Genomic DNA, 22,265 nt, shown 5'->3' with positions numbered 1-22,265 from the left:
GGGCCTGCTCAAGGGTGTTTAAGTTTGGAATTCTTCACTGTAATTAGTTAATTTTAAAGCAATTATTGAGGAAAGGTGTTGTGGTGTCGACCAAACATGTTTATAAGACTCAATACGTATGTTCTCAGCTGCAATAGCTGGGATATTGCTCCATATTCCTCGATAGTCAGCAATTTTAGTGAACAGAATTGCTAGTACGACAGAGGTCATATGTTGTCCACTGTCAAGAAATACCATGCCAATGCAACATTTATCGGTTTGCCTATGTTCAAACTCGATCAAACTGAACCAACGCCCTTGGTAAAAAATATCGCCAACTAACACAGTTCTGCGCGTCATACCTTTTGAGTCTAAATAAGACCATTGCCGATACCCCTCTGGCTTAGTAAGCGGAATATATCTGGTTAGCTCATCAGGTTCCCGTATCTTTGCGCTAAAGCCTTCATAGGTATTCAGATGTTCAATAGCTTTGATAAAGGTATCGAAGCTCGCAGGAAGGGCTTTAGCGCGCTCGTAGGTGCTGTTTAAGCGGCCTGTACCAACGGTAGAGTCGGTATTATCACCCTGAGCACTACTAAGCTGATTGGTGTCTTCCGGCGGCCTGACGATGGTGGCGGATTTATACTCACATTGCTCTTTGGTTGGTTTATCCGGCTCTTTACCGGCAATATCACCAAACCTGTCTGTAGGCAGGTTAAATATCTCAGTGGCTGCGTTTCTATTCGGTGCTTGCTGACTTTGAAAGCGTTTGCCTTGCTGCCCAGGAACTACATGGGGACCGCCCCAGGCTGGCTTCTTCTCGTCATCGGGTTTGTCGTCGCCATCTTTGGCTCGGTTGTTGTCGTTGTCACGATATACGGTCAGATACCGGAAGGGGAAAGCAGCAGAGCAGCGCACCAGCGACAATACCAGATAACGCCATTTATTCGGATCTGCGGTAGGGAGCATTTTGCAACGGGCGCTCAGATTCGTGGTACCGGCAAACGGAAAATTACTTTCAATATGCGCCGCTACGCCATTTACACGACTTTTTAGCATGGCATCGTGCACTGCTGTGGCACCTGACCAGGCTTCGGGTGAATTTAGAACTCGGGCCAGTATCCAGCCGTCTTGATCTGAAAAACGCTGGCGTAGCCCAATAACTTCACGCTGTTCTTCCGGTACTGACCAGGTGTGTTCCTTATTCAGCACGGCATGCAAATTGTGTTTTAGGTCACCGGAGAAAATGACATCTGCTAGATCGGTCGACACGGCATAGTAAAACCGCACCAGCTCTGCCATTGAGATCAAAATGCCGTAGGGGTCGCCGTTATACTCGATAGCGACCATTTTGCTTAGGTAACCGGCTTTGCCAAATTTGTAATGAGTGTAAGGAATGATGTACTGGCTATGCTCTTTGGCACTGGCATTTAATACCTGGGTGGTATGCTTGGATATCTCTAACCCTTTGAACTCAGTCAGTTGCCCTGCAAGCTGCAGCTGACACTCACTGTTTCGCCAGATAGATCCAACACACACCGCCGGCAGCTGGCCAGTGCCTACGCTGATGGTTCGCTGATCAGTGTAATCCACCAAACCGCTGGATGCAGAAGCCAGCTTATTATGGGGCAGGGCGCTAATATCAGGTGTTTTGAATGGGGTGATAACAACTTGCAGTACTGGTTCGCGGGGGAGCTTGGGGTTGGGCTGAATGGCACCGAACCAATCAACCCGCCAGTAACGACTATCGAAGGGGAATTCCTTAATCCCTAGAATTTCCTTCACTAAGCCACTCCGCTATTACTACGAAGTGTCGGTACAAAATAGCGATGTGCAGTACAAAATAGCATTGTAGAGTACTATTTAACGTTGTAAGTTACAATGTCTTCGCCGGCAGCCTGACGATCGGCATGGTAACTGGAGCGCACAAAGGGGCCTGACGCTACATGTTTAAAACCAAGCTCGTAACCAATACGTTTGATCTCATCAAATTCACTGGGTGACATATAACGTTTCACCGGTAAATGGTGTTTGCTTGGCTGTAAATATTGGCCAACGGTCAGCATATCGACGTTGTGAGCCCGTAAGTCGCGCATCACTTCGATAATTTCTTCGGTGGTTTCACCCAAGCCGACCATCAGACCCGACTTCGTGGAAACTTCAGGATGCGCTTCTTTATAACGACGCAGCAATTCCAGCGACCATTTATAGTCAGCACCAGGGCGGGCCAGTTTGTATAAACGCGGGGCCGTTTCCAGGTTATGGTTAAACACATCTGGCGGCGTTTGCGTCAGAATATTCAGTGCTGTGTCCATGCGGCCACGAAAATCCGGCACCAGTACTTCAATTTTAATAGCCGGGGTTTCACGGCGGATAGCGCTGATACAGTCGGCAAAGTGCTGGGCACCACCGTCGCGTAAATCGTCGCGGTCAACAGAAGTGATCACCACGTACTTCAGCTTCATGTCTTTAATGGTTAACGCCAGTTTTTCCGGCTCTTCAGCACTGGGTGGCAACGGCCGGCCATGAGCCACATCACAGAATGGACAGCGGCGGGTACAAATAGCACCCAAAATCATAAAAGTGGCGGTGCCGTGGTTAAAACATTCAGTCAGGTTCGGACATGACGCTTCTTCACACACAGAATGCAGGCCGTGTTTGCGCAAAGCCCCTTTAATTTCGTCAATGCGTTCAGAGCTTTTTGGCAGTTTGATCTTCAGCCATTCCGGCTTACGCAACATTTCAGCTGGTTCTGTTGGCAGAACTTTTACCGGGATCAGTGCCATTTTTTCGGCATCACGCAACTTGACACCAGGCTCCATCCGGGCTGTTTTTGGCATATTAGTCATAAAACCCTGTCTTTGTTGAAAGCTCTGTCACTGCCAGCTGACTGGCAAACTGACGGCTGATTTGTGCTTTGGCCGCTGCCATTGTCAGAGGGCCACCTAAATCTTTGCTTTGCACCATTTGCATACCAGCATAACCACAAGGGTTAATGCGGCCAAAAGGTGATAAATCCATATCGACATTCAGTGCCAGACCATGAAAAGTACAGCCTTTACGCACTCTTAAACCCAGAGATGCCACTTTTTTTTCATCAACATAAACACCGGGCGCGTCGCTTTTGGCATAAGCCTGTACGCCATTTTCTGCCAGAGTTTGAATAATGACCTGTTCAATCAGGGTCACCAGTGCGCGTACGCCAATATTGCGTCTTTTGATATTCAACAGCACATAAGCCACCAGCTGACCCGGGCCGTGGTAAGTGACCTGGCCACCGCGGTCCACCTGCACCACCGGAATATCGCCCGGCATTAATAAATGCTCGGCTTTGCCAGCCTGACCCTGGGTAAATACCGGCGGATGCTCTAACAGCCAGATTTCATCGGGCGTGTTATCGTCACGGTTATCGGTAAATTGCTGCATCCGCTGCCAGGTGTCGGTGTAATCGACCAGGCCTAAATCCCGGATCACTAAAGCATCTGCGACAGGCACTACGATGGCTCCTGCGTAAAAAATGGCTGCATTATAAAGGGCAGGGCTGAAAAATCGAGCTTTTGCAGCCAGTTACATAACATAACGGACCAGTTCAAGTTTACCCAGTTCAGTATACAAAAGCTCAATATGCGCTTTGCTGGTCACTGTCACCACCACTGTGACTGAATGATAAGTGCCTTTGCTGCTCGGTTTTACGCTCGGTGAATAGTCGCTGGCTTGTGCATGGCGCTGCAAAGTGGCAATCACCTGCGGCACTAAATCATCATGGGCTAAGCCCACAACTTTAAAGTTAAAAGCGCAGGGGAATTCAAGAAACTCATCAAATCTGGTGTCTTTTACTTCAACGGCCATCGGATCCTCACTTACCACATTGGATACTGTTGACTGGGTTGTGCCTGTGCACAAATTGGCGGCTATTCTAACAAAAAGTCCCGGCCTGTGCCGGGACTTCTTCAACATCTTTTAGAGGTAATGCGGCCTGTTATTGTAACTGCATTTTGACGTAGTCAACCAACCGGCTGAAAATGCCACCTTCAGCAATATCTTCCAGCGCCACCAGCGGGAATTCAGCAATATCTTCGTCATTCAATTTCAGGTAAACAGTGCCCACCACCTGACCTTTGGTAATAGGGGCCACCAGCTGCTGGGACAGTTTAAAGTCGGCTTTGAGGTGTTTACGTTGACCACGCTGCAGGGTAATAGGAGTTTCGCTCATCACACCCAGGCTGATATTTTCTTTATCACCTTGCCAGACGCGCTGTTCAGCAAATACTTCACCGGCTTTATAAGGCGAGAAAGTTTCGAAAAAACGAAAACCATAAGTCAGTAATTTTTTGTTTTCCGCTTCACGGATTTTGGCGCTTTCGGTGCCCATCACCACAGAAATTAACCGCATACCGTCTTTGGTAGCCGAAGTGATCAGGCTGTAACCTGCTTCTGAAGTGTGGCCGGTTTTAATGCCGTCCACATTTAAGCTTTTATCCCACAGCAAGCCGTTACGGTTGTATTGTTTGATGCCGTTAAAAACGTATTCTTTTTCAGAATAAATTTTATATTCTTCAGGTACATCACGGATCAGCGCAACGGACAATTTGGCCATGTCGCGGGCTGTGGTGCGTTGTTGCTCAGCCGGTAAGCCATGGCTGTTGACGTAAGTGGTGTTGGTCATACCAAGGCGTTTGGCGTGGGCGTTCATTAGTTCGGCAAAGGCACTTTCGGTGCCGGCAATGTGCTCAGCCAGCGCCACACAAGCGTCGTTACCCGACTGGATAATAATACCGCGGTTCAGCTCTTCCACTGAAATGGTTGCGCCCACTTCAATAAACATCTTGGAAGAGTCACTGTATTGTTTGGCCCAGGCGTTTTCGCTGATGGTCACCTGATCGCTTGGCTTGATATTGCCATTTTTAATTTCGGTACCAACCACATAACTGGTCATCATTTTGGTCAGACTGGCTGGGGCTAATAATTCGTCGGCATTGCCTTCGGCCAACACCTTGCCAGTGTGGTAATCAATCAGAATATAACCTTTGGCGTTTACTTCAGGCGCTTGCGGTGTCAGCTGCATATCGGCAGCGGTTTGGCTTTGCGCAAAAAAACTCAGGCAGCTAAAACTGGTGGCGAACAAAATGCGACGGTATTGGTTTTTAAGGCGGTGATTCATGAGACTCTTTCTTATTAGTGAACTGCTACAGCACGGTTAACAACACAAACAGGTTAACCACATAATTTTTTATTGGTGACATAAGCGTCCGGATAATTGCCGGAACGCAGTTTGTCCAGCCAGTCGGCGGCCACTGCGGCCCCCTGTAACGGGCCTGCCAGCAGCTTGTATATGCCGTTGGCGTTTTCAATGGTTGTGGGTACAGACCATTGTTGTTGTAATTCGTTCCCAAGTCGTTGCACTTTTGCCGGGTCACTGCTGGCAATCAGCTGAATATAACAGCCATTTTGCCCAGCGGGCTGACTTGCACTGACAACAGGGCTGGTTGTTGTATCGCTGCTTCTGTTGTTATTGCTGGCCAAACGGTTCGTTTCATTAAATTGCACCGGCTGGCTGACGCTGTTTTGCGAAGACGAACGTTGTACCGGTGTGACCGGCTCATAAGGGATCATCGGTTCTTGCGCTATCGGGGTGGCAAAACTGCTTTGATTTTCCATGGCAGGGGAGGCAATCAGCTCCACCTTTACCCGACCTGTGCCGGTTTGGAATATCCCCAGTTTATAGGCGGCGGAATAAGATAAATCGATCACCCGGCCATCGTGAAAAGGGCCGCGATCGTTTACCCGCACTATGGCGCTGCGGTAATTGTCGAGGTTGGTTACCCGTACATATGAGGGCAACGGCAGGGTTTTATGCGCTGCAGTCATCGAAAATACATCGTAGGTTTCGCCATTTGACGTTAAATGGCCATGAAACTTGCTGCCGTACCAGGACGCAGTACCGGTTTCACTATGTTCGGTGATGGTGGTTTTTGGAAAATAATCCACACCATAAATATTATAAGGTTTATTGCCGCCGCGACTTAAGGGTTCAATCACAGGTTCAGGGTCAATCATTTCTTCGGGCGTTGGGAAACGCAGCGGAATACTGTCTTTGGATTGGGAATAACGGCCGGCGTTTGGGTCGGGATAACCGGCTGCAGTGGTGTTGCCACCTGACGAAGTTGATGGTGCACTGGAACAGGCGGCCAGTACAACAATTGAAAAAGAACACAACAATAAATTCTGGCGCAGAGGCCGCAAAGCATGGGAAGACATGTTCATTATTGTTTCGCTAACATCCGTTTGTGAGTGCTGACCGACATCAGAATGCCAAAACCGGCCAGTAAAGTCACGAAAGAAGTTCCGCCAAAACTGACCAGCGGCAGCGGAACACCAACCACCGGCAGGATACCAGATACCATGCCGATGTTAACAAAAACATAGACAAAAAATGTCAAAGTAATGCTGCCGGCGAGAAAACGACTGTAGTTATCCTGAGCTCTGCTGGCAATCACCAGGCCACGACCAATAATAAACAGATACAGAAGGAATAAACCACAGACGCCCATCAGCCCCATCTCTTCGGCAAAGACGGCAAAAATAAAGTCGGTATGACGTTCCGGCAAAAACTCCAGCTGCGACTGAGTGCCCTGCATCCAGCCTTTGCCTTCAATACCGCCTGAGCCAATCGCAATCATCGACTGGATGGTTTGATAACCAGCGCCTAAAGGATCCCGCTCCGGATCAAACAAGGTCAGCACCCGGCGTTTTTGATAGTCGTACATTAAAAAGTGCCACAGAATTGGCACAAAAGCCGCCAGTAGCGCCGCGACAAAAGTGATGATCCGCCAGCTCATACCACTGAAAAACAATACAAAAACACCGGACATAGCAATCAGAATTGAGGTGCCGAGATCGGGTTGTTTAGCAATCAATAAGGTTGGTACAGCACAAATTAAAAAGCCAGCCAGCACGTCACGGGTACGAGGTGGCATCGGATGTTTGGCCATATACCAGGCTACAGCCATAGGCACGGCCAGTTTCATCATTTCGGATGGCTGAAATTTGGTAAAACCTAAATCAATCCAACGGGTTGAGCCTTTGGCGGTATAACCAAAAAACTCCACTATCAGCAAAAAAAACAGCCCACTGACATACATAGGCAAAGACCAGCGCCGGTAACTTTGTGGATTAATATGCGCCAGCATCGTCATGATGCCCATCGCAAAGGCCACCTTGAGGGCCTGGCCTTCCACTTTAGCCAAATCGTGGCCGTCTGCGCTGTATAAGGTAAATAAACCTATCACAATCAGCAGCAATAAGGCTCCCAGCAGCGGGCCATCAATATGCCAGCGCATCAGGCGGGATTGGTGTTCCTGCTCAGTCATCGATGGAGTTATCCTCGGTTTGATCCTGTGTGAGTGCACTGTTGGTGCCGGGCTGTTGTGCTGTTGTGCTGCCATTAACGCCAGGTTGCGGCTGGCCCTGGGTTGCTACCGGTTGTTCTGTCGCGGTGACTGGCGTTGTAGCTGTAGCAGTTGTGCTCTCTGTGTTGCCAACAGGCCCAGCTTGAGGCTCAGTTTGCTGCTGACGTTTTAGCTTACGCGCTTCTTCGGCCGCTTTTTCTTCGGCATAACGTTGTTCGCGTGCCAGCATCTGGGCAGCCCTTTGTTCCTGCATCAGCGCTATATCGGCCAGGGTGGGCAACGCCGGTTTTTCTGCAGCCGGGGTAAAATAATGATCCATCATGATGCGGGCAACAGGGGCTGCATTACTGCCACCACCACCGGCGTTTTCCACCACCACAGCGACAACAACTTCCGGATTGTGATGCGGGGCATAACCGACAAACATGGCGTTATCACGATGGCGCTCGTTAATGGCTTTGGCGTTATATTTTTGCCCGGCCGCAATGTTAATCACCTGCTGGGTGCCGGTTTTGCCGGCTGGGTCATAGGTAGCGCCTAAAAAGGCGCCCCGTGCAGTACCGCCTTCCTGCTGGGCAGTGCGGCGCATGGCTTCGCGTGAAATAGCCCAGTTATTTGGGTTCACCACGCTAATGGCCTGCTCAGGCGCTAACAGCAAGCTTTGATCCTGCTGCTGATTATGAAAATGACGTGCCAGCCTTGGTGTAATGCGGGCGCCGGTATTAATTAAGGTGGCTGTGGTCAGTGCCATTTGCAGTGGGGTTGCTTGCCAGTAACCCTGGCCTATGCCGATATTAATGGTATCCCCCGGCCCCCAGTTTTGTTTATGTTTGATTTTTTTCCATTCACGGGTGGGCATATTGCCTTCATTTTCTTCGTGAATATCAATACCGCTGGGCCGGCCAAAACCCGCTTTGGTCATAAAGTCGGCAATTTTGTCGATGCCCAGTTTATAAGCCAGATCGTAAAAGTAGGTATCACAACTTTTGATAATGCCGGTATAAATATCAACATAGCCATGGCCGTATTTAAAGTGATCACGCCAGGGTCGGCTGACATTAGGTAAACGGTACAAACCTGGGTCCGGAATACGGGTTTGTTCAGTGACAGTGCCATGTTCCAGGCCTGCTACACCGAGCAAAGGTTTAATAGTGGAGGCAGGCGGGAATAACCCCTGAGTGATGCGGTTGACCAGAGGTCTGTCCGGTGAATTTAATAACATACGGTAGTTTTTACCGCTGATACCATGCACAAAAAGGTTAGGGTTGTAACTTGGGTTGCTGTAAAACGCCAGCACGGCACCATCTCTTGGGTCCAGCATCACCACTGAGCCACGGTTTTCGCCAAGTGCCTGTTGTGCTTTAAGCTGTAACCCTAAGTCCAGTGACAGGTATAAATCATCCCCTGAAATTGCAGGTTGTTCGCGCAGAGTGCGAATGACCCTGCCGCGACTGTTCACTTCCACTTCCTGATAACCCACAGTGCCGTGCAGCCGGCTTTCGTAAAACTTTTCCAGGCCCACTTTACCAATATCGCGGGTTGCGGCGTAATTGGCGCTTTGCTGGCTTTCTTCCAGTTGTTTGTATTCTTTTTCGTTAATTTTACCGATGTAACCCAGCGCATGGGTAAATAAATCACCATAAGGATAATTGCGGGTCAGGCGGGCTTCGAGCGTGACACCACTGAACTGGTGCAGGTGTACGGCTAAAATGGCAACTTCCTGTTCAGTCAGGTGTTCTTTCAGTGCGATACTTTTAAAGCGGCGTTGTTGCTTAACTTCTTTAAAAAAGGCCTGTTGTAGTTCTTCGTCAATAACGATGAGTTTGGCAAGATCCTGAACTGTTTGTGTTAAATCTTTGACCTGCTCCGGCACCAATTCCAGCGAATGCACAGGGCGATTTTCTGCCAGCAATACACCATTACGGTCATAAATCATGCCGCGGTTTGGCGACAAGGGGACTAACTTAATACGGTTGCCGTCGGCTCTGGTGGAGTATTCTTCGTATTTCACCACCTGTAACTGGTATAAATTCAGTAACAAAACGCCAAATAACAACAACACCATGACAAAAGCCACCAGCAGCCTTCTGTTAAACAGCAAGGCTTCGGCAACATGATCGGCAATGGCGATACGGCGTTTGCGCATAACTACTCGCGATGATACGGATGGTTAGTACTGATACTCCAGGCGCGGTACAGGCTTTCAGCCAGCACCACCCGCACCAGCGGGTGCGGCATGGTTAATGCGGATAACGACCATTTGGCTTCGCTGGCGGCGATACAGGCAGGTGCTAAACCTTCGGGCCCCCCCACCAGCAAACAAACATCCCGGCCATCCATTTGCCATTGTTCCAGCTTCTGTGCCAATTGTGGACTGCTCCAGTTGGCACCTTCCACTTCCAGCGTCACAATACGACTGCCTTTGGGCACAGCAGCCAGCATTTTTTCGCCTTCCTGCTCCAGAATACGTTTAATATCGGCGTTTTTACCCCTTTTACCAGCAGGAATTTCAATCAGTTCCAGTGGTAAATCCCGGGGAAAACGCCGGGCGTATTCTTCGTAGGCAGTTGTCACCCAGGCTGGCATTTTTTGCCCAACGGCAATCAGCATTAACTTCATGAACTCAGGCGGCCCAGAGTTTTTCCAGTTGATAAAAACCACGGCTTTCATCAAGCATCACGTGAACCACCACTTCGCCTAAATCAACCAACACCCAGTCACCTGATTTTTCGCCTTCAACACCCAGAATATGTAAACCGGCTTTTTTGGCTTCCTGAATCAGGTAAGCTGCCACTGAGCGGGTGTGCCGGTTTGAGGTGCCTGAACACACCACCATACATTCGGTTTCGGTTGATTTGCCTTTCACGTCGAGCTGAACAATATCTTTGGCTTTCATGTCGTCGATTTTATCAACAACAAAAGCAATTAATTCTTGAGTCTGCACTTGGTATACCCCATAGCTGTGCGCTGTAAACGCGGCATTTTAACAGCTTTTTATGCGCAGTTATACCTGATACAGCCCATGCTGTTGGATATAAGCCATCACTGCCGGGATTTGCAGGGCAGGTGAGGGAGTTTGTTGTGGTTCGTTTTGTTGCAGGCCAGCACGGATTTGACTGGCCGAGATATCAAACAAAGGGTTTTGCAGCAGCAAAATTTTACCGGTCTGTTGGCTTTGAAGCTCTTGAATGTTCTGTGCGCCATAGGACTGCAGCAGCATGGTTGCTTCAGTATTTTCTGCATAACCCGGACGCTGGCACACCAATAAATGACAAAGGCGTAAAATGTCCTGGTATCGATGCCAGCGGGTGAAAGCACAGAGTGAATCCATGCCGATGACAAAACACAAAGTGTCGTTGGGATATTGGCGGCGCAGGATTTCCAGCGTTTCAACGGTATAAGAAGGGCTTTGTTTGCCAAGCTCCAGTTTGTTCAGTGTAAGCGCCGGGTATGGCGCAATGGCCAGCTCCACCATGGCCGCTCTGTGTTCGCTGCTCACCCCCGGATGTGCTCTGTGCGGCGGCAAGTGGCAAGGTAGTAGCTGCAGCTGTTCAAGCTGGCAATGTTGCTGCACATACAGTGCCAGCTGCAAATGCCCCTGGTGAATAGGGTCAAAGGTGCCCCCATAAAAACCCAGCATCGCCATGTTAATCAGCCAGCTGCTGTTGCAGCGAAAATAATTTGGGTACAGGGTTGATAAATAAAGTCACCAGGTGCGCCAACGCCACTTCAGGGTGGCTCAGCTGACCGGATTTAAGCGCCCGGTCAAAACAGGCCAGTTCCTGCAGCAGATGTTGCAGCCAGTTACCGGACAAACGCAACAATGCCTGTTGATACAACGGCTGACGTTTTGGCCAGATACTAAATTTTTTAAAATAGTCCTGCGCCATCACACCTTGTTGTTCCATTGTTTTTAACTGTAACAATAACAGCGCTTCTTTTTGTAATTGCCAGGCAATCATCACTGCTTCCTGATCTTGCGCCAGTAACCGGTCGAGCCGGTGCAGCGCTTCTTCTCCCTGACCTGAGAGTACAGAATCAACCAGCTGAAACACACTAAAATGGGATTGATCTGCCAGATACTGCTGCAAAAATGCGGCATCCAGCCATTGGCCATGCTGGGTGAGCGCCAGTTTTTCCAGCTCTTGTTTGGCAGCCAGTAAGTTACCGGCGGCATGGTGCTGCAGCAGCTGCAAAGCATCTGTCTGTAGTTTGACACCAAGACTGGCGGCACGCTCTTTTAACCAGCGCATAAACTGATAATCGTCCAGCGGATAAAACTGTACCTGCACGCCAGTTTCGGCCAGTGCTTTAAACCAGCTTTGTTTTGCAAATTCGGTGGCGGTTTTGGCGGCATGCAGCACCAAAATCAGGTCGGGGTGCAGCAAGGCAGGGATTTTTTTCAGAGCATCCTGCGCTGCCGGGCTTAGTTTGGCTGTGCCTAAATCAAGTTCCAGCAGCTGGCGTGGGGTAAACAGCGACATGCTGTTCATTTCATTAAAAAAATCGGCCCAGTCAAACTGGGCTTCATTGATAAAACTTTGTCTGTCGTCAAAACCTGCGGTTTTGGCAGCGCTGCGAATATCATCCAGCGCTTCCATTTTTTGCAAAGGTTCTTCGCCAAACACCAGATACACAGGCGCCAGACCTTTTTTCAGCTGAGCCGGTAATTGGTTGCTGAACAGTTTCAGCATGATTTAGAGCCGGCCGAGCTGGCGGATGATGCGCGATACCGCCTGGGTGCGCAGCTCATCCAATAACAAATCCAGCTCCCGCGCCTTGGCCAGTGCCCTGGATGGGTCGTCCTGATAGTCGCGGGTTAACTCAATTTTGTGGTTGGTGGCTTCAGCGCCTGGCATCAACAGCTGATATTCCACAGTGTAAATCAGCTCATATTCTGCCACCTGACCGTTTGGAAACAACGACAGGGTGCGCCTTTGCAGGCCATCGTTTTGCAACTGAATATGCGGCAGCTTAGCATCAGCGCCCGGCAGCAGTTTTACGTTATTGCGCTGCAGCTGATCTGACAGTTTGGCCAACAGTTCAGAGTGGCGCTCCCCTTCGAGGTAAATCGCCGGATATTTGGCAAGCGGCAGCTCACCACGCAACTGAAAACCACAGCCGCTCAGTAGCAACACGCCAAGCAGCAGACAGAGCCAGTAGCGTGACAATCTTTGCATCAGCCCACCACCAGACTTAAAAGCTTACCAGGCACGTAAATCACTTTACGCACTTCCACACCTTCAAGGTACTTCTTGACGTTTTCTTCGGCAGTGGCCAGCGCAATCACTTGCTCCTGAGTGGCATCAATAGCCACTGTCACTTTGCTGCGCACTTTACCGTTAATTTGTACCACCACCAGTTTTTCATCTTCGACCAGCGCACTCTGATCGACTGAAGGCCATGGTGTTTGTTCCAGCTCTGTTGTATGACCAAGCTCAGCCCACAGATGTTGTGACAAATGGGGGGTGATTGGGTTTAACAGCATCACCACGGCCTGAATACCTTCGTTCAGCACAGCCAAATCCTGCGCTGTGTCAGTGGCGGCTTTTTGCAGCCGGTTCATCAGCTCCATAATGGCGGCAACGGCGGTGTTAAAGGTGTAACGACGACCCACGTCATCAGTCACCTTGGCAATGGTTTTATGAATTTCACGGCGCAGCGTTTTTTGCTCGCTGTTCAGGGCATTCAGATCCAGTGCCGGCACAGCACCTTTTTGTTTAAAGTCGTTGACTAAAGTCCAGACGCGGCGCAGGAAGCGGTTCGCGCCTTCTACGGCAGAGTCCTGCCATTCCAGCGTTTGCTCTGGTGGCGCTGTGAACATCATAAATAAACGCACAGTGTCGGCACCGTATAAATCAATCACCGTTTGTGGGTCTATGCCATTATTTTTTGATTTTGACATTTTGCTCATACCGGCAGAGAGCACAGGCTGGCCATCGCTGGTTAAAATAGCGCGGCTGATGCGGCCTTTGTCATCACGTTCTACCGTCACGTCTTGTGGTGAATACCAGGTTTTGCTGCCACCTTCGTGTTCACGGTAGAAAGTTTCCGCCAATACCATCCCCTGGCATAACAAACGTTTAAACGGCTCGTCTGATTGCACTAAACCCACGTCACGCAGCAGTTTGTGGAAAAAGCGTGAATACAATAAGTGCAAAATAGCGTGTTCAATACCACCTATATACTGATCCACCGGCAGCCAGTAGTTGGCTTTGGCAGGGTCAAGCATGGCCGAGTCGTGCTGTGGGCTGCAATAACGGGCGTAATACCAGCTGGACTCCATAAAGGTGTCAAAGGTGTCGGTTTCGTGGAAAGCAGTCTGGCCTTGGTAACTGGTTTTTGCCCAGTTTGGATCGGCTTTAATAGGGGAGGTCACACCGTCCATCACCACATCTTCCGGCAGACGCACCGGCAGCATCTCTTCCGGCACTGGTACCTGAGTGCCATCTTCCAGCGTGAGCATCGGAATGGGTGAACCCCAATAACGCTGACGGGACACACCCCAGTCGCGCAGGCGGTAATTCACTTTCACCTGGCCTAAACCCATGGCAGACAGTTTGTCGGCAATACCTTTAAAGGCTGCGGCAAAATCCAGACCATCAAATTCCGCTGAGTTCACCAGCACACCTTTGTCGGTAAAAGCGGCTTTGCTTAAATCGATGCTATCTTCTGCACCGGCAACAGGGGCGATCACCTGTTTAATCGGCAGGCCGTACTTAGTGGCAAATTCATAATCGCGCTGGTCGTGCGCCGGTACCGCCATCACAGCGCCTGAGCCGTAATCCATCAGTACAAAGTTGGCAACCCAGATTGGCACTTGCTGGCCTGTTAACGGATGCACAGCAAAAAAGCCGGTTGGTGCGCCTTTTTTCTCCATCGTCGCCATATCGGCTTCAGCGATTTTGCCACCTTTACATTCGTCGATAAATTGCGCCAGCTTGTCATCCATCTTGGCGGCTTTTTGCGCCAGCGGGTGCTGCGGTGCAATAGCAACATAAGTCACACCGTAGAAAGTATCTGGTCTGGTGGTGTAGACGCTGAAATCATAACTGGAGCCTGCCACGCTGAACTTAATTTCCACCCCTTCAGAGCGGCCAATCCAGTTACGCTGCATGGTTTTTACCTGCTCAGGCCATTCGTCCAGCTGATCTAAATCCTGCAGCAGCTCTTCGGCGTAATCGGTAATTTTAATAAACCACTGCGCCAGTTCACGTTGTTCAACCAAGGCGCCTGAACGCCAGCCGCGACCGTCAATGACCTGCTCGTTGGCGAGCACACACTGATCAACAGGGTCCCAGTTGACTGTCGCCATTTTTTTATAAACCAGGCCTTTTTCAAACAGCTTGGTGAAAAACCACTGTTCCCACTTGTAATATTCAGGTTTACAGGTGGCCAGTTCACGGTCCCAGTCATAACCAAAACCTAAACGTTTCAGCTGGTTTTTCATGTAGTCGATATTGGCGTAGGTCCATTTGGCCGGTGCTGTTTTGTTGGCAATAGCGGCGTTTTCAGCAGGTAAACCAAAAGCGTCCCAACCCATTGGCTGCATCACGTTTTTGCCCTGCATGCGCTGGAAGCGGCTGATCACATCCCCAATGGTGTAGTTGCGCACATGGCCCATATGCAGACGGCCGCTTGGGTATGGAAACATCGACAGACAGTAGAATTTTTCTTTGCTGTTATCTTCCACCACTTTAAAGGCTTTGCTTTGTTCCCAGTGCTGCTGCATCCGGGTTTCAATGGCTTTTGGATCATAAGTCTGGTTGAGGTTTTGAGTGTCTGACATCGAAAATTCCAACTGTTCAATCAAAGGCGGCCGGCCATCCGGCAAAAGTGCCCGTAGCATACCGCAAGCGGGGGGGCGACAACAACTGCAAAGCGGTGCCGCAGGCTGTCAGCAATGTCAGACGTCGTTGAAACGTCCACCTTGTGCCGGACTGGCTATACTCAAAATAACAAAGGTTCTCTGGGAGTCTGAATATGCAGGACTTTACCAATAAATATCAGCAATGGTTAAAACAGCTGTCGGATGCTGTCGTCAGTGCCAAAGAGCAACAGGTTACTCAGTTATTTGAGCTAGGCGAAACCATCAAAGCCTATCTGAAAGCGGGTTCAGATTTAACGGCTTATGAAACCACACTTTTTCTGGAAACCTTAAAACGTCAGTCGGCAGAGGAAGAGTTGCCGTCATTATGGCCAGAAGCTTTGTGGTATGAGCTGTCGCAGGTTACCGACAAAACCCAGCTGGAATGGCAGGAGCTTAGCAGCGATTTTGCCCATCAGGGCCATTACCGGGCCGGCGAAGAAGTGGGCATGGGCTTGTATTGTTGTGACGCCTGCAAGGCTACTTTGCCTTATTATCATCCGGCAGAGCTGGTGGTTTGCCCTGATTGTGGCGGCCATTTATTTCACCGCCGTGGTTTGCCGGTTTGAAATTCGGCTGATGGTTCTGATATTTAGCGTGCTTTGGTGCACTTTAGCCACTTTCGTCCACAGCAGTTTTTGTTACTATAGGCATTCGTTTTTTATCCGGGAATTTTCTGCATGACGCATCCGGCAGTACATAAAGCCGCTCTATCTCATTTGCAAAGCATGGCTTTGCCCGTTTCTCAACTTGGCCCGCAGCTTGACGACAAGCTGATTGCAGAGGCACTGGATGTGGCCGGTTTTAGCAGCACTTTTATTGGTCAGGAGCGCGCCAAAGCGGCGCTTTCATTTGCCATTGGCATGGATATGCCGGGCTACAACCTTTATGTGATGGGTGAACCTGCACTTGGTCGTTACACTCTGGTGCAGGATATTCTGCAAAGTGCCGCCAGTGAAAAAGAAACACCGGACGACTGGTGTTATATCAATAATTTTGAAGACGAGCGGGTACCACAAACTTTAAGGCTGCTGCCTGGCGAAGGCCGGGTGCTGGTGAAAAAGATTGAAGCTTTAATTGACGAGCTGCTCGACACCTTCCCGGCCGCTTTTGATAACCCGGGTTATCAGCGCAAGAAAAAAGCCATTCACGCCACTTTTGACAATAAATATGAAGCGGCTATTGCGCTGGTGGAACGTAAAGCGCTGGAAAAGCAAGTGGTGTTGTATGAAGACAATGGCGCTGTCAGTTTTTCCCCTGTCATCGACGGTAAACCGCTGGATGATGCCGAATTTGCCAATTTACCCGACGATAAACGGCAGTTTTTTTATGGTTTAGTGACTGAACTTGAAACCATTTTAAACGAGCAGTTGCTGGAATTACCGCAGTGGAAACGTGAACTGTCGGAAAATTTGCGTACTTTGCGCCGCGAAACCATCGAAGTTGCACTTAAACCTCTGCACAAAGCGCTGGAGCATGACTATTCCAATGAGCTTGGTGTATTGCGTTATTTGCGCGAAATGCGTCCTGAGCTGGTCAAAGCTGTACTGGAGCTGCTGCCGGAAGAGCTGGAAAGCGACAAACTGGAAGAGCTGGATATCCGCAGTTTGTTTGTCGGTGATTTTGTGCCAAACGTATTGGTCCATCACGAACTGATGTCCGGCGCTCCTATTGTATTTGAAGCCAACCCAAGCTACGGCAACTTATTCGGCCGGGTGGAATACAGTTCAGACCAAGGTGCTTTATACACCAATTACCGGATGATCCGCGCCGGTGCTTTGCATAAAGCCAACGGCGGTTATCTGATCCTGGATGCAGACCGGTTGTTGTCACAACCTGCGGTGTGGGATGCGCTGAAGCTGGCACTAAAAAGTGGCGAAATTAATATCGACACTTTGTCAGACCATGCGGTAACCAACTCCACCATTATTACGCCCAAAGCGATACCGCTGAATGTGAAAATTGTGCTGCTCGGTTCACGCGACCTGTATTACCTGGTGCAGGACGTGGATGATGAATTTAACGAATTGTTCCGGGTACTGGCCGACTTTGAACATTACCTGCCGTTTAACCCACTGACAGTGAAATATATGTCATTGCAGCTGCAGGACCAAATTCAGGCGCTGGACGCCGGGCCTTTAACATCCTGTGGTTTAAAACAGTTATTAACTTTCAGTTTCCGCCAGGCCGAACATCAGCGTAAGTTATCGGCCCGTTTTGCCGACGTGCTGGAGCTGGTGCGCGAAGCCTGTTATTACGCCAATCAGGCCGGTGATACTGAACTCAGTGCTTTGCATATTCAGCAGGCGTTGCAGGGCAAACAATACCGCACCGGCCGTATCAGCGAATCTTTCCTGGAAGATATTCAGGAAGGACAAATTCTGATTGATACCGACGGTGTGGCCGTTGGCAAAGTGAACGGCCTGACAGTGCTGGAAATTGGCGATACCGCCTTTGGTACGCCGGCGCGTATCAGTGCGACCGTGTATCCGGGCTCCAACGGCGTTATTGATATTGAACGTGAAGTTGAGCTTGGCAAAGCCATTCACTCTAAAGGGGTGATGCTGCTAACCGGTTACCTCGGCGCCAAATATGCGCAGAACTTCCCGCTCACCTTGTCGGCCAATATCGCTATGGAGCAGTCTTATGGTTTGGTGGACGGCGACAGTGCGTCACTGGCTGAAGTCTGTGCGCTGATATCCGCTATTACCAATGTGCCTATCCGCCAGGATTTAGCTGTGACAGGTTCTATTAACCAGCATGGTCAGGTGCAGGCTATTGGTGGTGTCAACGAAAAGATTGAAGGTTATTTCCGCTTATGTCAGTCCCGTGGTTTAACCGGTGCCCAGGGCGTGGTGATCCCGGCCAGCAATCAGCTCAATCTGGTGCTCAATGATGAAGTGGTAAATGCGGTTGCCAGTGGTCAGTTCCATATTTATGTGGTGAAAACCGTCGATGAAGCGCTGGAACTTTTGACCGGTTGTGAAGCCGGTGTCAAAACCGCTAAAGGCCAGTACCCGAAAAAGTCACTCAATGCGCTGACTATGGCGCGCCTCGCCGCTATTGCGGAGCTGGTAAACGGCTCATCAGACGACGAATAAGGATAAAAGATGTTATTTAAAATCAAGCACGTATTACAGTTTGTTGCGCTGTCTGGCGCCTTGCTGGTGGGCGGTTGCAGCACAGCTTATTATGCTGCTATGGAAAAAGTCGGGGTGCATAAACGCGATATTCTGATAGACCGCGTGGAGGAAGCCCGTGACGCTCAGGCTGTCAGTCAGCAGGAATTTAAAGACGCACTGGACCAACTCAGCCAGCTGATTAATTTCCATGGTGGCAATGTGCAGGACAAATATGAAGCTTTACAGGCGCAGTATGAAGACAGTAAAAAAGCCGCCGACGAAGTAACAGCCCGTATTAACAAAGTAGAGCTGGTCGCCTTTGATTTGTTTGATGAGTGGGAAGCTGAGCTGTCGCAATATCAGAATAAAAAACTCAAAACCGACAGCAAAAAGAAACTGTTGGACACCAAACGCCAGTTTGACGCTTTAGTCAAAGTGATGCGCCGTGCCGAAAGTAAAATGCCACCAGTGCTTAGGGTATTAAACGACAACGTGCTGTATTTAAAACACAATTTAAATGCCAAAGCGGTAGGCGCTATTCAGGGCGAGTTTGGCGTGTTACAGCAGGATGTCAACAATCTGCTGGCGGAAATGAACAGAGCCATTGCCGACTCTAACCAGTTTATTGCCACTATGAATCAAAACTAAAAGTAATCATAAGCCGCGCCCGGTCATGCGAGGGCGCGGCTTGTCCTTTCCTTAAATGCCCTTTGAACCTTTAAACTCCACGCTGATAAATCTGTTTTCTGTTCATCAAAGCTTCTGCTAAGGTAACTTACTGAAGCTAAAGCCGAAAACCGGACTATGTATGAACAGCAACAAGCCTGTGTTAGAAGTGATTTACCGGGTAGAGCCCGGTTGTCTCGGACCGCAAGGTAAAGATTATATTGAAGATTTTTGCACCTTTTCCCAGCCACTGGTGACAGCCCATACTGCAGGTTTTATGCGCTGGATTTTAGTGCCACGTTTTGACAAAAGCCTGCCGGAAATGCAATGCACACTCTCTGGTCGCACTTTAACGGCTGAGCAGGCCAAAAGGTATTTTGCCTTGTTCCAGGCCGATGCGGACGAGCTAGAGGCTGAATTGAATGAACAGCTGACGTTACTGATTGACCAATATTTTGGCCGCTGGTAAGAGCCTGTTGAGTCAGCGCAAATGCTGTTGTTTATGTCTGTCAGACCTCTGTGATTTTGCAGCAACCACTCAATTTACAGCAGTTTTATTGCGCTGGATCCGGTTTAGTCATTTCAGTTTGTCTTAAGCTCGGACTATTAGTCTTGGCCCAGAGCTATTGGAAGGAGAAGATAATGTCAACAGAGCAGGATAAGGTTCGTTTCAGTCAACTGACGGTGTTGCTGCACTGGGTGATTGTGCTGCTGTTTATCGGTGTGTATTGCAGTATGGAGTTTCGCGATATTTTTGAGCGCGGCACCCCGGGTCGTGATCTGATGAAAACGGCCCATTATTGGTTTGGCCTGAGTATTCTGTTGTTGTTACTGCCGAGACTACTGGCACGTTTTAGCCAGCACACTCCGCCAATTACACCACCACAACCGCATTGGCAGCACAAGCTGGCGATAGCAGTGCATCTGGCGTTTTATGCGCTGATGTTGATGATGCCGCTGATGGGCTGGTTGTTAATGTCAGCCGAAGGCAAAGAGCTGAGTTATTTTGGTCTGCAGTTACCCGCTTTGATGGCGCGGGATGACGTCTGGGCCGAGCGGCTGGAAGAGCTGCACGAAATTGGCGCTAAAGCAGGGTATGGCCTGATCTTCATCCATGTCGCTGCGGCGCTGTTTCACCATTACCTGTTAAAAGATGACACGATAAAACGCATGATGTTGAAATAACAAAGGAAAAAGCCGGGAATTCCCGGCTTTTTATTCAGTGGCCCTGCTTATTTAAAAGCAAACTCAGGCACAGGGCTTGATTTTAAGTAAGTAGGGCCACTGTGCCACACTGGGAGGCTATCACCAGTGCCTCGGAGCTACTGCGTCAGACGTTAGTTGCCTGCGGTCTGAGGGGCAACACCAGCCACTACCTGACCATCCTGGATCAGGATTTTATCGCCCGGAGCCTGGTCCATCCGCACCGTTTTTAATTCACCTTTGTGTAAATAACGTACGTCATAACCCACAACTTTTTCCTGTGATTTTTCAACAGTTTTACAAACACGTTGGGTATAACTTTCCACATCTTTGTTTTGCATATCCTGCTGCACCTGTTTACCGGCATAACCACCGGCAGCTGCAGCGGCAACAGTGGCCACTTTTTTGCCTGAACCACCGCCAATCTGGTTACCCAGCACACCACCAACCACAGCACCAATCACAGTGCCTGCAATCTGGTTGTCGTCTTTCACCGCTTTTTTCTGTTGCACTACCACGTCTTTGCACTGTTCAACAGGTTCGCTAAAACGCTCAATCACGGCTTTACTGCTCACCACTTCAACATACTGCGGGCCTTTGTCCAGATAGCTATAACCGGCAACAGAACCTAAGGCGGTCACTGCGATAGCGCCAACAATAGAGCCAATCAGCATTGAGTTATTCATTTGGATGTCCTTGTATACGTCAACTTTTTATAACGCTGACTATAAAAAGCCTTTGCTGTATTTAAGCTGAATGGAATATACAAAAACGCTGATGTTTGTTGTGCTTGATGTTAACCTTGCTGTTGGTGGGGGGCAGTGTGTTGGATCTTATTGCTAAGGCTCAGAATTTTCGCAAAATGACAGCGCACTGCGGCAGTTTTACGCCTATCTTTCTAAGATTATTTTGTGTTTGCCATAAAGTGGTATTGCGTGTTTTTCCGGGGGCATTATGAGCAGCTTACTTTCCAATATCGACCAAAAAACCAATATCGTCGGACAAAACCGGCTGGAGTTGTTGTTATTCCGGCTGAACAGCATGCAGCCTTTTGGCATCAATGTGTTTAAAGTACGTGAAGTGTTGCAGTGCCCTGAGCTTAGTGCCTTGCCGGGGGCCCATCCCAATGTGCGGGGTATTGCCCATCTACGTGGTGAGCCTGTGACTGTTATTGATTTAAGCATGGCAACAGGTGGCCAGCCTATTACCGAACTGAGCACAGCTTATGTGCTGGTTACCGAATATAACCGCCACACCCAGGGTTTTTTGGTGGCAGGGGTGGATCGTATTATCAGCAGTAACTGGGAACAAATTATGCCGGCGCCACAAGGTGCAGGCAAAGCACACTATGTAACAGCTGTGACCAAAGTCGACAACAAACTGGTGCAAATTCTGGATGTCGAAAAAGTATTTTCTGAAATTTCTCCGGTGGATGAAACTGTCAGTGAATCAGTCAAAGAAAAAAGCCGGACTCTGGATTTTAAAAATCTGGTGGTGCTGGTGGCCGACGACTCTGCCGTAGCCCGCAATCAGGTGAAAAGGGCATTAGCTGCGATAGGGGTGGAAATTCAGACGGTCAATGATGGCCGCTTGGCGCTGGACTGGTTATTGGCCAAAGCAGCCGAAATAGGCGGGGATGTGTCGGCGCAGGTGCCTTTGTTGATTTCTGACATTGAAATGCCGGAAATGGATGGTTATACCCTGACGGCAGAAATTAAAGCCCATGAGCATTTAAAAAACATTCATGTGATTTTACATTCATCGTTAAGCGGTGTATTTAACAATGCCATGGTGAGCAAAGTAGGGGCTGACCAGTTTATTGCGAAGTTTCATCCTGACGAGCTGGTATCGGCGGTACAACAATGGATGCACAGTGCGGCAGTGCAAAATACCGTAGCCGCACCAGCTGATCAGCATTAACAGCCTTTGACACAAGAGTTCAGACAATAAAAAAAGCAGCCAAAGCTGTAATGCCGATCAGATAAGAAAATTTCAGATCGGTTGACCGATCCAGTGGCT

General features: G+C 49.3%; 21 protein-coding genes. 6 read left to right on the top strand and 15 right to left on the bottom strand.

Annotated features, from left to right (window positions below; genetic code table 11):
• Nucleotides 1-18: 18 nt before the first annotated feature.
• The 14 genes from V7P87_RS13890 to leuS all read right to left on the bottom strand — a co-directional run bounded on the left by V7P87_RS13890 (nucleotide 19) and on the right by leuS (nucleotide 15,177).
• Nucleotides 19-1,764: a hypothetical protein gene (locus tag V7P87_RS13890; protein WP_333797962.1), complete on the bottom strand. Its 1,746-nt coding sequence runs from the start codon at nucleotides 1,762-1,764 to the stop codon at nucleotides 19-21.
• A gap of 74 nt (nucleotides 1,765-1,838) precedes the next feature.
• Nucleotides 1,839-2,819 carry a lipoyl synthase gene (gene lipA, locus V7P87_RS13885; RefSeq protein ID WP_333798000.1) on the bottom strand — a complete coding sequence of 327 codons (981 nt, stop codon included), beginning with the start codon at nucleotides 2,817-2,819 and terminating at the stop codon, nucleotides 1,839-1,841.
• A 1-nt stretch (nucleotide 2,820) separates the two neighbouring features.
• Complete coding sequence (lipB, locus tag V7P87_RS13880; RefSeq protein WP_416354598.1) at nucleotides 2,821-3,474, bottom strand: lipoyl(octanoyl) transferase LipB; 654 nt, start codon at nucleotides 3,472-3,474, stop codon at nucleotides 2,821-2,823.
• A gap of 72 nt (nucleotides 3,475-3,546) precedes the next feature.
• Nucleotides 3,547-3,828: a DUF493 family protein YbeD gene (gene ybeD / locus V7P87_RS13875; protein ID WP_333797961.1), complete on the bottom strand. Its 282-nt coding sequence runs from the start codon at nucleotides 3,826-3,828 to the stop codon at nucleotides 3,547-3,549.
• A gap of 130 nt (nucleotides 3,829-3,958) precedes the next feature.
• A complete protein-coding gene (locus V7P87_RS13870; RefSeq protein ID WP_333797960.1) occupies nucleotides 3,959-5,140 on the bottom strand; it encodes a D-alanyl-D-alanine carboxypeptidase family protein in 1,182 nt (393 codons plus the stop codon).
• A 53-nt stretch (nucleotides 5,141-5,193) separates the two neighbouring features.
• Complete coding sequence (locus V7P87_RS13865) at nucleotides 5,194-6,243, bottom strand: septal ring lytic transglycosylase RlpA family protein (protein ID WP_333797959.1); 1,050 nt, start codon at nucleotides 6,241-6,243, stop codon at nucleotides 5,194-5,196.
• Nucleotides 6,243-7,349 carry a rod shape-determining protein RodA gene (gene rodA / locus V7P87_RS13860; RefSeq protein ID WP_333797958.1) on the bottom strand — a complete coding sequence of 369 codons (1,107 nt, stop codon included), beginning with the start codon at nucleotides 7,347-7,349 and terminating at the stop codon, nucleotides 6,243-6,245. Before rodA ends, V7P87_RS13865 begins: the two co-directional genes overlap by 1 nt.
• Nucleotides 7,342-9,534 (bottom strand): penicillin-binding protein 2, encoded by a 2,193-nt coding sequence (mrdA, locus tag V7P87_RS13855; RefSeq protein WP_333797957.1) that lies wholly within the window; start codon nucleotides 9,532-9,534, stop codon nucleotides 7,342-7,344. The genes rodA and mrdA overlap by 8 nt, the downstream gene beginning before the upstream one ends.
• 2 nt (nucleotides 9,535-9,536) lie before the next feature.
• Nucleotides 9,537-10,007: a 23S rRNA (pseudouridine(1915)-N(3))-methyltransferase RlmH gene (gene rlmH / locus V7P87_RS13850; RefSeq protein ID WP_296299821.1), complete on the bottom strand. Its 471-nt coding sequence runs from the start codon at nucleotides 10,005-10,007 to the stop codon at nucleotides 9,537-9,539.
• A gap of 4 nt (nucleotides 10,008-10,011) precedes the next feature.
• Nucleotides 10,012-10,332: a ribosome silencing factor gene (gene rsfS / locus V7P87_RS13845; protein WP_260657333.1), complete on the bottom strand. Its 321-nt coding sequence runs from the start codon at nucleotides 10,330-10,332 to the stop codon at nucleotides 10,012-10,014.
• Nucleotides 10,333-10,392: 60 nt separating this feature from the next.
• Complete coding sequence (gene nadD / locus V7P87_RS13840) at nucleotides 10,393-11,034, bottom strand: nicotinate-nucleotide adenylyltransferase (protein WP_333797956.1); 642 nt, start codon at nucleotides 11,032-11,034, stop codon at nucleotides 10,393-10,395.
• Nucleotide 11,035: 1 nt separating this feature from the next.
• Nucleotides 11,036-12,082, bottom strand: coding sequence for a DNA polymerase III subunit delta (gene holA, locus V7P87_RS13835; protein ID WP_333797955.1), 1,047 nt, complete (start codon nucleotides 12,080-12,082; stop codon nucleotides 11,036-11,038).
• 3 nt (nucleotides 12,083-12,085) lie between these two features.
• On the bottom strand, nucleotides 12,086-12,568 hold the full coding sequence (locus V7P87_RS13830) for an LPS-assembly lipoprotein LptE (protein WP_333797954.1): 483 nt from the start codon (nucleotides 12,566-12,568) through the stop codon (nucleotides 12,086-12,088).
• Nucleotides 12,568-15,177 (bottom strand): leucine--tRNA ligase, encoded by a 2,610-nt coding sequence (gene leuS, locus V7P87_RS13825; RefSeq protein ID WP_333797953.1) that lies wholly within the window; start codon nucleotides 15,175-15,177, stop codon nucleotides 12,568-12,570. Before leuS ends, V7P87_RS13830 begins: the two co-directional genes overlap by 1 nt.
• A 194-nt stretch (nucleotides 15,178-15,371) precedes the next feature.
• On the opposite strand from leuS, the gene V7P87_RS13820 reads away from it, so the two are divergent.
• From V7P87_RS13820 to V7P87_RS13800, 5 genes are all read left to right on the top strand, one after another.
• The gene (locus V7P87_RS13820; protein WP_333797952.1) at nucleotides 15,372-15,824 is read left to right on the top strand and encodes a zinc ribbon-containing protein; all 453 of its coding nucleotides are present in this window, start codon (nucleotides 15,372-15,374) and stop codon (nucleotides 15,822-15,824) included.
• Between the two features lie 111 nt (nucleotides 15,825-15,935).
• A complete protein-coding gene (locus tag V7P87_RS13815; RefSeq protein ID WP_296299832.1) occupies nucleotides 15,936-18,356 on the top strand; it encodes a Lon protease family protein in 2,421 nt (806 codons plus the stop codon).
• Nucleotides 18,357-18,365: 9 nt separating this feature from the next.
• A complete protein-coding gene (locus tag V7P87_RS13810; protein WP_333797951.1) occupies nucleotides 18,366-19,025 on the top strand; it encodes a DUF2959 domain-containing protein in 660 nt (219 codons plus the stop codon).
• Nucleotides 19,026-19,185: 160 nt separating this feature from the next.
• Complete coding sequence (locus V7P87_RS13805) at nucleotides 19,186-19,512, top strand: hypothetical protein (RefSeq protein WP_296299836.1); 327 nt, start codon at nucleotides 19,186-19,188, stop codon at nucleotides 19,510-19,512.
• 173 nt (nucleotides 19,513-19,685) lie between these two features.
• On the top strand, nucleotides 19,686-20,228 hold the full coding sequence (locus V7P87_RS13800; protein WP_333797950.1) for a cytochrome b: 543 nt from the start codon (nucleotides 19,686-19,688) through the stop codon (nucleotides 20,226-20,228).
• Between the two features lie 152 nt (nucleotides 20,229-20,380).
• Here the strand turns inward: V7P87_RS13800 and V7P87_RS13795 are convergent, their stop codons facing one another.
• Entirely contained in the window at nucleotides 20,381-20,932 is a 552-nt protein-coding gene (locus V7P87_RS13795) for a glycine zipper 2TM domain-containing protein (protein WP_333797949.1), read from the bottom strand.
• Between the two features lie 268 nt (nucleotides 20,933-21,200).
• Here V7P87_RS13795 and V7P87_RS13790 point away from each other — a divergent pair, with 268 nt between their 5' ends.
• Nucleotides 21,201-22,166, top strand: a complete 966-nt coding sequence (locus V7P87_RS13790; protein ID WP_333797948.1) for a chemotaxis protein CheV — start codon at nucleotides 21,201-21,203, stop codon at nucleotides 22,164-22,166.
• Nucleotides 22,167-22,265 lie beyond the last annotated feature (99 nt).

The organism is Rheinheimera sp. (genome assembly GCF_036782235.1).
Classification (GTDB): Bacteria; Pseudomonadota; Gammaproteobacteria; order Enterobacterales; family Alteromonadaceae; genus Pararheinheimera.
This window is presented reverse-complemented; position numbering and strand designations above follow the sequence as displayed.